This is a genomic window from Rhizobium sp. C104 (genome assembly GCF_022354505.1).
In the GTDB taxonomy this organism is placed as follows: Bacteria; Pseudomonadota; Alphaproteobacteria; order Rhizobiales; family Rhizobiaceae; genus Rhizobium; species Rhizobium redzepovicii.
This window is the reverse complement of the sequence record NZ_CP092348.1, coordinates 4,152,059-4,165,493: the sequence shown is the minus strand read 5'-3', so window position 1 is coordinate 4,165,493 and position 13,435 is coordinate 4,152,059. Positions and strand designations below refer to the sequence as shown.

Annotated in this window: 12 protein-coding genes and 1 riboswitch; of the genes, 6 read left to right on the top strand and 6 right to left on the bottom strand. The window is 61.6% G+C overall.

Annotation, left to right across the window (positions count from 1 at the left end; translation table 11 throughout):
• Nucleotides 1-50 precede the first annotated feature (50 nt).
• The 5 genes from nrdF to MF410_RS21610 all read right to left on the bottom strand — a co-directional run bounded on the left by nrdF (nt 51) and on the right by MF410_RS21610 (nt 6,951).
• Nucleotides 51-1,025, bottom strand: coding sequence for a class 1b ribonucleoside-diphosphate reductase subunit beta (gene nrdF, locus MF410_RS21630; RefSeq protein ID WP_097629993.1), 975 nt, complete (start codon nt 1,023-1,025; stop codon nt 51-53).
• Nucleotides 1,026-1,141: 116 nt separating this feature from the next.
• Nucleotides 1,142-3,346, bottom strand: coding sequence for a class 1b ribonucleoside-diphosphate reductase subunit alpha (gene nrdE / locus MF410_RS21625; RefSeq protein ID WP_097629994.1), 2,205 nt, complete (start codon nt 3,344-3,346; stop codon nt 1,142-1,144).
• On the bottom strand, nt 3,325-3,729 hold the full coding sequence (nrdI, locus tag MF410_RS21620) for a class Ib ribonucleoside-diphosphate reductase assembly flavoprotein NrdI (protein WP_097629995.1): 405 nt from the start codon (nt 3,727-3,729) through the stop codon (nt 3,325-3,327). Before nrdI ends, nrdE begins: the two co-directional genes overlap by 22 nt.
• A gap of 16 nt (nt 3,730-3,745) precedes the next feature.
• The gene (gene nrdH / locus MF410_RS21615; protein ID WP_097629996.1) at nt 3,746-3,967 is read right to left on the bottom strand and encodes a glutaredoxin-like protein NrdH; all 222 of its coding nucleotides are present in this window, start codon (nt 3,965-3,967) and stop codon (nt 3,746-3,748) included.
• A gap of 257 nt (nt 3,968-4,224) precedes the next feature.
• A riboswitch (cobalamin riboswitch) is annotated at nt 4,225-4,452 on the bottom strand.
• A gap of 204 nt (nt 4,453-4,656) precedes the next feature.
• Nucleotides 4,657-6,951 carry a heavy metal translocating P-type ATPase gene (locus MF410_RS21610; RefSeq protein ID WP_097629997.1) on the bottom strand — a complete coding sequence of 765 codons (2,295 nt, stop codon included), beginning with the start codon at nt 6,949-6,951 and terminating at the stop codon, nt 4,657-4,659.
• A gap of 71 nt (nt 6,952-7,022) precedes the next feature.
• Here MF410_RS21610 and MF410_RS21605 point away from each other — a divergent pair, with 71 nt between their 5' ends.
• A complete protein-coding gene (locus tag MF410_RS21605) occupies nt 7,023-7,445 on the top strand; it encodes a helix-turn-helix domain-containing protein (RefSeq protein ID WP_012559073.1) in 423 nt (140 codons plus the stop codon).
• A 67-nt stretch (nt 7,446-7,512) separates the two neighbouring features.
• Nucleotides 7,513-8,721, top strand: a complete 1,209-nt coding sequence (locus tag MF410_RS21600; protein ID WP_097629998.1) for a TIGR03862 family flavoprotein — start codon at nt 7,513-7,515, stop codon at nt 8,719-8,721.
• Nucleotides 8,722-8,768: 47 nt separating this feature from the next.
• Here MF410_RS21600 and msrB read toward each other — a convergent pair whose 3' ends face one another.
• Nucleotides 8,769-9,251 carry a peptide-methionine (R)-S-oxide reductase MsrB gene (msrB, locus tag MF410_RS21595; protein ID WP_097629999.1) on the bottom strand — a complete coding sequence of 161 codons (483 nt, stop codon included), beginning with the start codon at nt 9,249-9,251 and terminating at the stop codon, nt 8,769-8,771.
• A gap of 211 nt (nt 9,252-9,462) precedes the next feature.
• On the opposite strand from msrB, the gene MF410_RS21590 reads away from it, so the two are divergent.
• The 4 genes from MF410_RS21590 to MF410_RS21575 all read left to right on the top strand — a co-directional run bounded on the left by MF410_RS21590 (nt 9,463) and on the right by MF410_RS21575 (nt 13,431).
• A complete protein-coding gene (locus tag MF410_RS21590; protein WP_097630000.1) occupies nt 9,463-10,422 on the top strand; it encodes a helix-turn-helix domain-containing protein in 960 nt (319 codons plus the stop codon).
• Between the two features lie 169 nt (nt 10,423-10,591).
• The gene (gene adh / locus MF410_RS21585) at nt 10,592-12,100 is read left to right on the top strand and encodes an aldehyde dehydrogenase (RefSeq protein ID WP_097630001.1); all 1,509 of its coding nucleotides are present in this window, start codon (nt 10,592-10,594) and stop codon (nt 12,098-12,100) included.
• A gap of 202 nt (nt 12,101-12,302) precedes the next feature.
• A complete protein-coding gene (locus MF410_RS21580) occupies nt 12,303-12,695 on the top strand; it encodes a DUF779 domain-containing protein (RefSeq protein ID WP_097630002.1) in 393 nt (130 codons plus the stop codon).
• A gap of 139 nt (nt 12,696-12,834) precedes the next feature.
• Nucleotides 12,835-13,431 carry a DJ-1/PfpI family protein gene (locus tag MF410_RS21575; protein ID WP_131711864.1) on the top strand — a complete coding sequence of 199 codons (597 nt, stop codon included), beginning with the start codon at nt 12,835-12,837 and terminating at the stop codon, nt 13,429-13,431.
• Nucleotides 13,432-13,435: the final 4 nt, after the last annotated feature.

Genomic DNA, 13,435 nt, shown 5'->3' with positions numbered 1-13,435 from the left:
GAATGTGGGCGATGGGGAAGCAAATGATAAGGGCCGACTGCGATAAAGCCTCAGAAATCCCAGTCCTCGTCGTCGGTCGCAACAGCCTTGCCGATCACATAGGAGGAACCGGAGCCGGAGAAGAAGTCATGGTTCTCGTCGGCATTCGGCGAAAGCGCCGACAGGATCGCCGGATTGACCTTGCAGGCCTCGGCCGGGAAAAGCACCTCGTAGCCGAGGTTCATCAGCGCCTTGTTGGCATTGTAATGCAGGAATTTCTTGACGTCCTCGCTCAGCCCGACGCCGTCATAGAGCGCCTCGGTATATCTGGCTTCGTTGTCGTAGAGCTCGAGCAGCAGGTCGAAGGCGAAATCCTTGATCTCCTGCCGTCTCTCCTCGGAAAGCCGCTCCAGTCCGCGCTGGAATTTGTAGCCGACATAATAGCCGTGCACCGCCTCGTCGCGGATGATCAGCCGGATCATGTCTGCCGTGTTGGTAAGCTTGGCGCGGCTCGACCAGTACATCGGCAGGTAGAAGCCGGAATAAAACAGGAAGCTTTCGAGGAAGACGCTGGCGACCTTCTTCTTCAAGGGATCGCCGGAACCATACTGCTCCATGATCAGCGCCGATTTGCGTTGCAGGAACTCGTTCTCCTCCGACCAGCGATAGGCATCGTCGACATCGGGCGTCGAGCACAGCGTCGAGAAGATCGAGGAATAGGAACGCGCATGCACCGCCTCCATGAAGGAGATGTTGGAAAGCACCGCCTCCTCATGCGGCGTTACCACATCCGCCATCAGCCTGATGGAGCCGACGCCGTTCTGGATCGTGTCGAGCAGCGTCAGCCCGGTGAAGACGCGGATGGTCAACTGCTGCTCGGCCGCCGTCAGCGTCGCCCAAGAGGGAATGTCGTTGGACAGCGGCACCTTCTCCGGCAGCCAGAAATTGCCGGTCAGCCGGTTCCAGACCTCGAGATCCTTATCGTCCTCGATGCGGTTCCAGTTGATGGCGCGCATGCGGGAGATTGGCTTGATGGATATGTTCATTGGGTGGTCTTTCTTCGACAAATTCTAACGGAGTGCGGAGCCCCCTCACCCTGCCCTCTCCCCGCTGGGGAGAGGAGGGGGCTACAAGCTCGAAACTCTCGGCCAGCAGCCCAAAATCAAAGCGTACAAGATACGCAGCCCTGCACCTCGGTGCCGGACAGCGCCATCTGGCGAAGGCGGATGTAGTAGATGGTCTTGATGCCCTTCTTCCAGGCGTAAATCTGCGCCTTGTTGATATCGCGCGTCGTTGCCGTGTCGCGGAAGAACAGGGTCAGCGACAGGCCCTGGTCGACATGCTGGGTCGCCGCCGCATAGGTATCGATGATCTTCTCCGCGCCGATCTCATAGGCGTCCTGATAGTAATCGAGATTGTCGTTGGTCATGAACGGCGCCGGATAGTAGACGCGGCCGATCTTGCCTTCCTTGCGTATCTCGATCTTCGAGACGATCGGATGGATCGAGGAGGTCGAGTGGTTGATGTAGGAGATCGAGCCCGTCGGCGGCACTGCCTGCAGGTTCTGATTATAGAGGCCGGAAGTCATGACCGCCGCCTTCAACGCCACCCAATCCTCCTGCGTCGGAATATGGATTCCGGATTTGTCGAACAGCGCCTGCACCTTCCCGGTCGCCGGCTTCCATTCCTGCTCGGTATATTTGTCGAAATAGTCACCGGAGGCATATTTCGAATTTTCGAAGCCCTTGAAGCTCTGGCCCCGTTCGACCGCCAACAGGTTCGAGGCGCGGATCGCGTGATAGGTCACCGTATAGAAATAGATATTGGTGAAATCGACGCCTTCCTCCGAGCCGTAGAAGATGCGTTCGCGGGCAAGATAGCCGTGCAGGTTCATCTGGCCGAGGCCGATCGCATGGCTCTCGTCGTTGCCCTTTTCGATCGAGGGAACCGAGGCGATGTGGCTCATGTCGGAGACCGCCGTCAGCGCCCGGATCGAGGTCTCGATCGTCTTGCCGAAATCGGTGGAATCCATGGCCGCGGCGATATTCAGCGAGCCGAGATTGCAGGAAATATCCTTGCCGAGGTGCTTGTAAGAGAGGTCGTCGTTGTATTCGCTTGCCTTGCTGACCTGCAGGATCTCGGAGCAGAGATTGCTCATCGAAATGCGCCCGGCGATCGGGTTGGCCCGGTTCACCGTATCCTCGAACATGATGTAGGGATAACCGCTCTCGAACTGGATCTCGGCGATCACCTGGAAGAATTCACGCGCCTTGATCTTCTTCTTCGAGATGCGAGCGTCCGCCACCATCTCCCGGTACTTTTCCGTCACCGAAATCTCGGTGAAGGGCACGCCGTAAACGCGCTCCACGTCGTAAGGCGAGAACAGATGCATATCCTCGTTGTTCTTGGCGAGTTCGAAGGTGATGTCGGGCACGACGACGCCGAGCGACAGCGTCTTGATGCGGATCTTCTCGTCGGCATTTTCGCGCTTTGTGTCGAGGAAGCGCATAATGTCGGGGTGATGGGCGTTGAGATAGACGGCGCCCGCGCCCTGGCGCGCACCCAGCTGATTGGCATAGGAGAACGAGTCTTCGAGCAGCTTCATGACCGGGATGATGCCGGAGGACTGGTTTTCGATCTGCTTGATCGGCGCGCCGGCCTCACGGATATTCGTCAGCGACAGAGCCACGCCGCCGCCGCGCTTCGACAGCTGCAGCGCCGAATTGATCGAGCGGCCGATCGATTCCATATTGTCCTCGACGCGCAGCAGGAAGCAGGAGACAAGTTCGCCACGCTGCTTCTTGCCGGCATTGAGGAAGGTCGGCGTTGCCGGCTGGAAACGGCCGGAAATGATCTCGTCGACCATGTCGCGGGCAAGGGCCTCGTCACCCCGCGCCAAGGTCAGCGCCACCATGCAGATGCGGTCCTCGTAGCGCTCGAGATAGCGCTTTCCGTCGAAGGTCTTCAGCGTATAGCTGGTGTAATATTTGAAGGCGCCGAGGAAGGTCGGAAAACGGAATTTCCTCGCATAGGCCTGATCGAACAGGTCGCGGACGAAATTGAAGGAATACTGGTCGAGAACCTCCTGCTCGTAATAACCCTCGGTGACGAGGTAATCGAGCTTTTCCCTCAGATTGTGAAAGAACACGGTGTTCTGGTTCACATGCTGCAGAAAATACTGCTTCGCCGCCATGCGGTCCTTGTCGAGCTGGATCTTCCCCTCGTCGTCATAGAGGTTCAGCATCGCGTTCAGCGCGTGATAGTCGAGCGTCTCCGCCGCTTTCAAAGGGCGTTCGCCGGCGGGATGAGCAAAAGTGTTATGCGGTTTTGCGCCCGCATCCCGCGTCAGAGTTGTTCCCGTGTCCAAAATTGTTCCATTCCGTGTTTGACGTTGGCGACATCCTCGGCCGTGCCCATGAGCTCGAACCTGTAGAGGTAAGGCACCTGGCATTTTTGCGAGATCACGTCGCCGGCGAGCCCGTATGTCTCGCCGAAATTGCTGTTGCCCGCGGCAATCACGCCGCGGATATGTCCTCGGTTTTCCGCATCGTTCAAGAAACGGATCACCTGCTTGGGAACGGCACCCTTGCCACCGTCGCCGCTGTAGGTCGGCACAATGAGAACGAAGGGTTCGCGGATAGGGAACGCCTCTGCGCCGCCAGCCGGAATGCGCGCCGCGCGCAGTCCGAGCCTGGCGACGAAGCGATGGGTATTCTCGGAGCGGCTGGAATAATAAACGATCAGCCCCATCGCCTTTTTCCTCGGGTCAGGAGAGCGCGCTGATCATATCGGGGCGGAAACCCGCCCAATGCCGCTCGCCGGCGATCACGACCGGCGCCTGCATGTAGCCGAGGCTGCGGACACGATCGAGCGCTTCGGTATCCTGCGAGATATCGACGATGTCGTAATCGACGCCCAGCCGGTCGAGGGCGCGATAGGTGGCGGTGCACTGGACGCAGGCGGGTTTGCTGTAGACGGTAACGCTCATCATGTTCCTCGTGATGTCAAAGAATTCAGGACGCAAGACTGGGATCGGGCGCCTTGCAGCGTCCGGGGCAACATTTGGTGATCTGGCAAAGTCGGCGTTTAAACGCCTGATACGATCCCTCTCGGGATTTGCGCGGGCGGCGGCCTTGATATTCTGGACATGACTTCAACCCCGAAGTGCTCATGCGGACGTTCGGGGCAGCGTAACAGGCGCGAATCATTCCGCTGTCATTCACGCGACCTTCCGGACACCCCGCCCGTGGACATCTAGTTCAAGGCAGGTCTCCTGGCTTGCGGGTCGAAGCACCCTGCCCCAGCCTTCCCGAGGCATCATGCCTCAGTGACCTGAAATCGGACAGTTGCTCGCCGCTTACAGTTGCGGGGGCAGCTCCGGCCTTGCTGCGCCGTCATGGCGAAACGCACCGTATTCCCGTCTTAGCCCGCGATCCGACACGAATCGAAGGAACCTTGAACACTAGATATAGTACGCGAATCCGAAATCACGTCAACGGATGGTTTGTGCATTGCGTTACGACAGGTTTGAAATCGCTACGTTCCTGTGAAAAACATGGCTAACGAAGGCTTAACGAAAAGAGGCTGTCGAGAAGGCCGAAACGAAGAGAGCCGGCCTATAGCCGGCTCTACGATTGTCGATTCCGGATCAGCCCGCATCGTCGCTGCGAAGAGAGTTTATCCCTCGACCCGCAACAGCCTCAGCGCGTTGATCGTCACCAGCACGGTCGCACCGGTATCGGCGAGAATCGCCGGCCAGAGCCCGGTGATGCCGGCAATCGTCGTCACCAGGAACACCGCCTTCAGCCCGAGCGCGATGCTGATATTCTGCAGGATGTTGCGCATCGTCCGTTTGGACAGTTCGATCATCCGCGCCACGTCGCCGACGCGCCCGTGCAGCACGGCGGCATCGGCCGTCTCCAGCGCCACATCGGTGCCGCCGCCCATGGCGATGCCGATATCGGCGGCGGCCAGCGCCGGAGCATCGTTGATGCCGTCGCCGACCTTGGCGACGATGAAGCCCTGGCGCTTCAATTCGCCGACGACCCGCTGCTTGTCCTCCGGCATCATTTCGCCCCGCCAGTCGATGCCGAGCATGCCGGCAACGGCTGCTGCCGTCCGCTTGTTGTCGCCCGTCAACATCATCGCCTTGACGCCGGCTGATTTGAGCGCAGCGAGCCCGGCCTCGGCGTCCTCACGCGGCTCGTCACGCATGGCGATCAGGCCGGCCGCAACACCGTTGACGAGCAGCACCGACACGCTCTTGCCCTCGTCGTTCAGCGCCCTGATGCGTGCATCCTTTTCCCCATCGAGCGCCCCGCGCTCGCGAGCAGCGGATGGGGACAGCAGATCGAGCGTCTCACCGCCGACGTTGCCGCTGACACCCTTGCCCGGCAGCGCTTCCAGCTCGGAGGCCGGCGGCACGGGAACGCCGTCCGCCTTGGCGCGGTTGAGGATCGCCAGCGCCAGTGGATGGCTGGAGCCCTGCTCCAGCACCGCCGCTCGCGACAAGACCTGCGTCTCGCTCAATCCGAAGGAAACGATATCGGTCACCTGAGGCTTGCCTTCCGTCAGCGTGCCTGTCTTGTCGAAGGCGACCATCGTCACCTTGCCGAGCGTTTCCAGCACTGCGCCGCCCTTCATCAGCAGCCCGCGCCGCGCACCGGATGAAAGCGAGGCAGCAATCGCCGCCGGCGTCGAGATGACAAGCGCGCAGGGGCAGCCGATCAGCAGAATGGCAAGGCCCTTATAGACCCATTCGCTCCACGAACCGTCGAACAAAAGCGGCGGAACGACCGCCACCAGCCCCGCGACAACCACAACGCCGGGCGTGTAGTAACGCGAGAACCGATCGATGAAACGTTCGGTCGGCGCCTTCGATTCCTGCGCCTCTTCGACCAGCTTGACGACGCGGGCGATGGTATTGTCGGCAGCCGCCGCCGTGACGCGAACCCTGAGCACGGCATCGCCATTGACCGTGCCGGCAAAAACGATGGCATCGACGCCCTTGCGCACCGGCGTGCTCTCGCCCGTCACCGGCGCCTCGTCGATCGCGCTCTCACCGGAGACAACGACGCCGTCCGCCGAGATCCGGTCGCCAGGGCGAACCACGATGACGGCGCCGACCGAAAGGCTTTCCGCTGGCACCTCCCGTGTCTGCCCATTGTCTTCGAGTAGCGCGGTCTTCGGCACCAGCGACGTCAGCGACTGGATGCTTTCGCGCGCCTTGCCCGCTGCCACCCCTTCCAACAGCTCGCCAACGAGGAACAGGAACACAACGGTTGCCGCCTCTTCGCCGGCATTGATGATGACGGCGCCGACGGCGGCGATCGTCATCAGCATCTCGATCGAAAACGGTGTGCCTGAGAAAGCGGCCATGACGGCACGCCGCGCGATCGGCACCAGACCGATCAGCATGGCAACGATGAAGGCATAGGATGCAATCGCCGGCACGAGATGGCCGACGGTGTAGGCGACAACGAGTGCCGCACCGGAAAGGATGGTCAGCCGACCCTTCTCACTCTGCCACCAGGGACCGGCCATTGGCGCATGGTCGTGCCCGTGCAGCCCCTCGATTTCCTTCTCGCCATGATCGTCGTGGTCATGACTTGCATGGTCATGGCTATGGCCTGCATGATCGTGGCCTTCATGATCATGCACCGCATGTTCGTGGTCATGGTCCGCCTGATCGCGGTGATCATGTCCATGGTCGTGACGATGCTGCGGACCGCGTTCATGTGCTGGCGCAGCGTTTCCGGAAAGCGGCGCGACGGAATAGCCAAGCCCGGTTACCTTCTTCTCGATCGCCTTGAGATCGCTGCTGCCATCGTGCCGGACAGTCATCGTGCCCGCCATCACCGAGACGGATACATCGGCGACACCCGCCACGCGTCTGACCGCCGTATCGATCTTGGTTGCGCAGGAGGCGCAATCCATGCCGCCAACCCGATATCGTGTCTCGCTCTCTGCCATGATCCGCTTCCTTGTCAAACAGAAGCATCCCTCCTACATCCTCTAGTGACTAGAGGTGCAAGAGGAAAATCATGAAAAAGATCACGATCGGTGAAGCCGCCCGCCAGAGCGGCGTCAAGGTGCCGACGGTGCGTTATTACGAGAGCATCGGCCTGCTCGCGGCGCCGAGCCGCAGCGAAGGCAACCAGCGCTCCTTCGAACCTGCCGATATCAGTCGCCTCGCCTTCATCCGCCATGCCCGCGAACTCGGCTTCGAGATCGAGGCGATCCGCACGCTGCTGACCCTGCAGGATGATCCGCACCAATCCTGCGCCTCGGCCGATGCTATCGCCAAGGCTCGTCTCGTCGAGGTCGAGCAGCGCATCCGCAGCCTGATGGCGCTGAAGGCCGAGCTGGAAACCATGGTGGAAGGCTGCGGCCACGGCCGCGTCGATCAATGCCGCGTCATCGAGGTTCTCGCCGACCACGGCCAGTGCACGCATTCGCATCACTGAACCCGCCCTTGCGGGCAAGGCGCAGCCGCGCCAAAACGGCACCAGAAAGAATCGGGCAAAGACATCCATGGACCAGAAGCGAATGGCCATCATCGGCGGCGGCCCGGCGGGACTGGCGGCCGCCGAACTGCTGTCGCTCTCCGGCCATGCGGTGACGGTCTACGACGCCATGCCAACCTTCGCCCGCAAGTTTCTGCTGGCCGGCAAGTCGGGACTGAACATTACCCATTCCGAGGATTATGCCCGTTTCGCCACGCGCTTCGGCGCCGCTTCTTCCCGGCTGCGGCCGGCTCTGGATGCCTTTACCCCTGGCGATATCAGGGATTGGGCGGCAGGGCTCGGGACGGAGACCTTCATTGGTTCGTCCGGTCGAGTGTTCCCGAAGGTAATGAAAGCCTCTCCCTTGCTGCGCGCCTGGCTCAGACGATTGGAGGCGCAGGGCACAACGCTCCGCACCCGCCATCGCTGGATCGGTTTTGCCGATGAGGGCTATGTTTTCGAAACGCCGGAAGGACGCAGTATCGTCCAGTGCGACGCCGCCCTGCTGGCACTCGGCGGCGCAAGCTGGCCCCGCCTTGGCTCCGATGCGCGCTGGCTGCCGTGGTTATCGGAAAAGGGTGTCGAGATCGACGCCTTCGAGCCCGCCAATTGCGGTTTCGTCGTCGGCTGGAGCCAAAACTTCCGCGAGCGTTTCGCCGGCGAGCCGGTGAAGTCGGTCGTCGCCACCTCCGAAGCCGGAACCTTTCCTGGCGAATTCGTCATCACCGCAGGCGGTATCGAGGGCAGTCTGGTCTACGCTCATGCGGCGAGCCTCCGCGACCGGCTGCTTAACCGCGGCAGCGCCGCCCTGACGCTCGACCTCGCCCCCGGCCGGACAGTCGAAAGGCTGCACCGCGACCTCACGCGGCAGGACGCCAAATCGAGCTTCTCGAACCGCCTGCGCAAAGGTGCCGGCCTCGACGGCGTCAAGGCGGCATTGCTGCGGGAACTCGCTCCCGAGCGCGATCGAACCGATCCCGGACGTCTCGCCGGCCTGATCAAGGCCCTACCAGTCCCGGTTCTCGAGACGAGGCCGATCGCCGAGGCGATCTCCTCGGCCGGCGGCATCCGCTGGAGCGGCATCGACGGCGGCTTCATGTTGAAGGCGCTGCCAGGCACCTTCGTCGCCGGCGAAATGCTCGACTGGGAGGCGCCGACCGGCGGCTATCTCCTCACTGCCTGCCTGGCGACCGGCCGGGCCGCTGCGCGCGGCATCGAGGCCTGGCTGCACAGATAGGCCCCGGCGCTCGCAGGTACTCAGCGGAAAACAAGACCTTCCCTGAATCAGGCCGAGGCTGGATGAAACGTCATGACAAGGCCATTCATGCAGTAGCGAAGTCCGGTTGGCTTCGGACCATCATCGAAGACGTGGCCCAGATGGCCGCCACAGCGACTACAATGGACGGCCGTGCGCGCCATCCCGAAAGTGGTGTCGTTTGTGGTTCCGACAGCATGGTCGAGCGGTGCCCAAAAGCTCGGCCATCCGGTTCCGCTGTCGAATTTGGTCGCCGAGGAAAAGAGCTTTTGGTCGCAGCCGGCACAGGCGAAGGTGCCCTTCCGCTCCTCATGCAGCAGGGCGCTGGTGAAGGGATTTTCCGTCCCCGCCTGACGCAGGATGACAAATTGATCCGGCGTCAGCAGCTTGCGCCATTCATCCTCTGTGTGCGTCACCGCAAAGGTCTCGCCAGCGATCGCCTTGCCGGCCCCCAAACGAACCGCAAGCCCGCCGAAAGCGGCACCCATCAGCAACAATCGTCTGTTTAACATGGTCGGGATCTCCTCGCCCTGCAAAAGCTGTTTCTGCACAGAACTACGGGCGAGAGCGGTCTTTTGTTACACTCTCTGCGTTCGAACACTGAAATGTGATTTCTGCCGCCTTCGTCTGAAAAACCCGCACGCCGCCGGCCGTCTAGGACCGGCCGATTGCAAACCGACCGCTTTTCCCTCAGACTATGCTCAAGTTCCGTGGGAGGAGCCGATGCACGAACACTCAGCACACGCCGAGCATGTCTACACCTCTGCCCAGCGCGATTCCGCCGCAGCCAGTTCTCCCGTTGTCGCCTCTTGGCGGCGATGCATGACCATGCATCAGCTCGCTCCGGAAGACGAACGGGCGCCACTGCGCGTTACCGATGAGGAATTCCGGCGTGCCCGAGAACAGTCCGGTCAGCTGATCGCCAGCGCGACCGAAGAGCTCGATCGTCTCTTCACCACCGTCGGCAGGGCCGGCTGCTGCCTGCTTCTGACCGACAGGAACGGCATTGCATTGGAGCGTCGGGGTGCTGCCGGCGACGACAAGGAGTTCCAAGAACTCGGCCTGTGGACCGGCTCGGTCTGGACCGAGGCGAGCATCGGAACCAACGGCATCGGCACCGCGCTTGCCGACGAGCGTGCCGTCGCCATCTTCCGCGACCAGCATTTCTTCTGCGCCAATACCAGCCTCAGCTGCACCACAGCACCGATCCGCGATCACCGTGGCCGGGTGGCCGCAGCCCTCGATATTTCTACCTGCCGCGAAGACGTCAACGAGATGACGCTGACCATCCTGACGCAGACCGTGCGCGATGCGGCGATGCGCATCGAGCTCAACCTCTTCCGCTCGGCTTTTCCCAGCGCCCGTTTCCTGATGGTTCCCGCCGGCGTCAATTCCGCCGCCGCCCTGCTTGCCGTCGACCGGCATGACCTGGTGCTGGGAGCAACGCGCGCTGCTCGCATCGCGCTGCAGCTGGACGACAAGCGGATCGCCGCCGGCATTCCGGCGGCCGATGCCCTGCATGAGGCCGGCGTCTCGCAGCAGGAGGAGATCGTCGAAGCGGAAAAGGCGGCCCTGTTGCGGGCGCTGTCACGCACCAGCGGCAACGTCTCGCAGGCGGCTGTCGCCCTCGGCATTAGCCGCGCCACCTTGCATCGGAAGATGAAGAAGTTCGACCTGCACTGACCAGGCGCCCGAAAGTTCCACCGACGCCTTCGATCGTGACGCGAGCTGTCGCATCCGTGCGACACTGTGCGCTGCGGTATTGAAAGGCCGCCCTGTTCCCTCCGCCAAAACATGCACATTTTCCTCCCACTGGTTCGCTTCGGAACCTGGACCATCAAGGGAGGATGACATGCTTCATCAGAAAATCGTCGAATCGCCGTTCAAGCTGAAATACGGCAACTACATCGGCGGCGAATGGCGCGAGCCTGTCGGGGGCAAATACTTCGAAAACCTGACACCGGTGACCGGCGGCAAGCTCTGCGACATTCCCCGCTCCGATGAAAAGGACATCAATCTTGCGCTCGACGCCGCCCATGCGGCCAAGGAGAAATGGGGCCGCACCTCGGCTGCCGAGCGCTCCAATATCCTCATGAAGATCGCCCAGCGGATGGAGGACAAGCTGGAATTGCTCGCCCAGGCCGAGACCTGGGACAATGGCAAGCCCATCCGCGAGACCATGGCGGCAGACATTCCGCTGGCGATCGACCACTTCCGCTATTTCGCTTCCTGCATCCGCGCCCAGGAAGGCTCGATCGGCGAGATCGACCACGATACCGTCGCCTATCACTTCCACGAACCGCTCGGCGTCGTCGGCCAGATCATTCCCTGGAACTTCCCGATCCTGATGGCCACGTGGAAACTTGCTCCGGCGCTTGCCGCCGGCAACTGCGTCGTCTTGAAGCCTGCCGAACAGACCCCCGCCTCGATCCTGCTCTGGGCCGAATTGGTCGGCGATCTGCTGCCGCCCGGTGTGCTCAATATCGTCAACGGTTTTGGCATCGAGGCCGGCAAGCCGCTGGCGACCAGCGCCCGCATCGCCAAGATCGCCTTCACCGGCGAGACGACGACCGGCCGGCTGATCATGCAATATGCCAGCCAGAACCTCATTCCGGTGACGCTGGAGCTCGGCGGCAAATCGCCGAACATCTTCTTCGCCGATGTGATGGCCGAGGACGACGACTTCCTCGACAAGGCGCTCGAAGGCTTTGCGATGTTCGCTCTCAACCAGGGCGAAGTCTGCACCTGCCCCAGCCGCGCCCTCGTCCAGGAATCGATCTACGACCGCTTCATGGAAAAGGCCGTCAAGCGCGTCGAGGCGATCAAGCAGGGCAATCCGCTCGACAGCGCGACGATGATCGGCGCCCAGGCCTCGACCGAGCAGCTGGAAAAGATCCTTGCCTATCTCGACATCGGCAAGCAGGAAGGTGCGGAGGTGCTGGCCGGCGGCACGCGCAACGATCTCGGCGGCGATCTGGCGAACGGCTATTACGTCAAGCCGACGATCTTCAAGGGCCACAACAAAATGCGTGTGTTCCAGGAGGAAATTTTCGGGCCGGTTGTCTCGGTCACGACCTTCAAGGACGAAAAGGAAGCGCTCGAAATCGCCAACGACACGCTTTACGGCCTCGGCGCCGGCGTCTGGAGCCGCGACGCCAATCGCTGCTATCGGTTCGGCCGCGAGATCCAGGCCGGCCGCGTCTGGACCAACTGCTACCACGCCTACCCCGCCCATGCCGCCTTCGGCGGTTACAAACAGTCGGGCATCGGCCGCGAAACCCACAAGATGATGCTCGAGCATTACCAGCAAACTAAAAACATGCTGGTGAGCTACAGCCCGAAGGCGCTCGGCTTCTTCTGAGGCGTGGTGAGGGCGTAAAACCCTCCCAACCCCTCCCCACAAGGGGAAGGGACTTAACGTGCGGCTCTCGCCGTATTCACTGTTGAGCGCAGCACATGCATCCGGCTTGTTGTTCTGCGAGCCAAAGCGGCAGCTTAGCCCCTCCCCTTTGTGGGGAGGGGTTGGGGAGGGGCATCTCTCCCAAAACTTTGGAGGAAGACCGATGGAAGCCACCGTCAACGGCGATCCGCGAGTTCTCGCGACCGACGCAGCTCTTGACCTGATTGCTGAGATCAAGCACGATCATCCCGATATCCTCTTCCACCAGTCCGGCGGCTGTTGCGACGGCTCCTCGCCGATGTGTTATCCCGCCAATGAATTCATGGTCGGCGACAGCGACGTCAAACTCGGCGAGATCGGCGGCGTGCCGGTCTATATCAGCGCCAGCCAGTTCGAGGCGTGGAAGCATACGCAGCTCATCATCGATGTCGTTCCGGGCCGCGGCGGCATGTTCTCGCTCGATAACGGCCGCGAGAAACGCTTCCTCACCCGCTCCCGCCTCTTCGCCGGCGGCGAGGCCTGCGCCGTCCCGGATGTGACAGTCAAGGCGGTGTAGAGCATGCCGATAACTGTGCGCGGTTTTTCGGCATCATGTTATTCTAACTCTCAGGGAATTTCGGCTGTAGTATTCCCATAGTACCTTCTGCCCGCCGCTCTTTGTTAATCTCCGGCGGTTGGTTTCAAAGGAGGATACGATGCCAGCTTCAAAAATCCTAATGATCACGGGTGATTTCACCGAAGACTACGAAACCATGGTGCCGTTCCAGACGCTGCTTGCCTGCGGCTACACGGTCGACGCCGTCTGCCCCGGAAAGAACGCGGGCGAGACGGTGGCCACCGCTATTCATGATTTCGAAGGCGACCAGACCTATTCCGAAAAACGCGGTCATAATTTCGCACTGAACGCCACTTTCGATAGCGTGCGCCCCGAAGATTACGACGCCCTCGTCATCCCCGGCGGCCGTGCGCCGGAATATCTGCGCCTCAATGCAGACGTTATCAAAGCGGTCCGGCACTTCTTCGATGCCGGAAAACCCGTTGCCGCCATCTGCCATGGCGCGCAGCTGCTCGCTGCCGCAGGTGTCTTGAAGGGCCGCACCTGCTCGGCCTATCCCGCCTGCCGGCCGGAAGTCGAGCTTGCCGGCGGCACCTATGCCGATATCTCGATCACCGATGCGGTCTCGGATGGTAACCTGGTAACGGCGCCGGCCTGGCCGGCACATCCGTCGTGGCTGCGCCAGTTCATGGCCGTGCTCGATGCGGCAGCGTTGCTCGAAACCAACGCCGCCTGAGGAG

Coding starts and splice junctions, on each gene's coding strand:
- MF410_RS21605 (WP_012559073.1), top strand. CDS start 7,023: ATGAAAAAGATCACGATCGGTGAAGCCGCCCGCCAGAGCGGCGTCAAG.
- MF410_RS21580 (WP_097630002.1), top strand. CDS start 12,303: ATGGAAGCCACCGTCAACGGCGATCCGCGAGTTCTCGCGACCGACGCA.
- nrdH (WP_097629996.1), bottom strand. CDS start 3,967: ATGAGCGTTACCGTCTACAGCAAACCCGCCTGCGTCCAGTGCACCGCC.
- adh (WP_097630001.1), top strand. CDS start 10,592: ATGCTTCATCAGAAAATCGTCGAATCGCCGTTCAAGCTGAAATACGGC.
- msrB (WP_097629999.1), bottom strand. CDS start 9,251: ATGTTAAACAGACGATTGTTGCTGATGGGTGCCGCTTTCGGCGGGCTT.
- MF410_RS21575 (WP_131711864.1), top strand. CDS start 12,835: ATGCCAGCTTCAAAAATCCTAATGATCACGGGTGATTTCACCGAAGAC.
- MF410_RS21590 (WP_097630000.1), top strand. CDS start 9,463: ATGCACGAACACTCAGCACACGCCGAGCATGTCTACACCTCTGCCCAG.
- nrdI (WP_097629995.1), bottom strand. CDS start 3,729: ATGGGGCTGATCGTTTATTATTCCAGCCGCTCCGAGAATACCCATCGC.
- nrdF (WP_097629993.1), bottom strand. CDS start 1,025: ATGAACATATCCATCAAGCCAATCTCCCGCATGCGCGCCATCAACTGG.
- MF410_RS21610 (WP_097629997.1), bottom strand. CDS start 6,951: ATGGCAGAGAGCGAGACACGATATCGGGTTGGCGGCATGGATTGCGCC.
- MF410_RS21600 (WP_097629998.1), top strand. CDS start 7,513: ATGGACCAGAAGCGAATGGCCATCATCGGCGGCGGCCCGGCGGGACTG.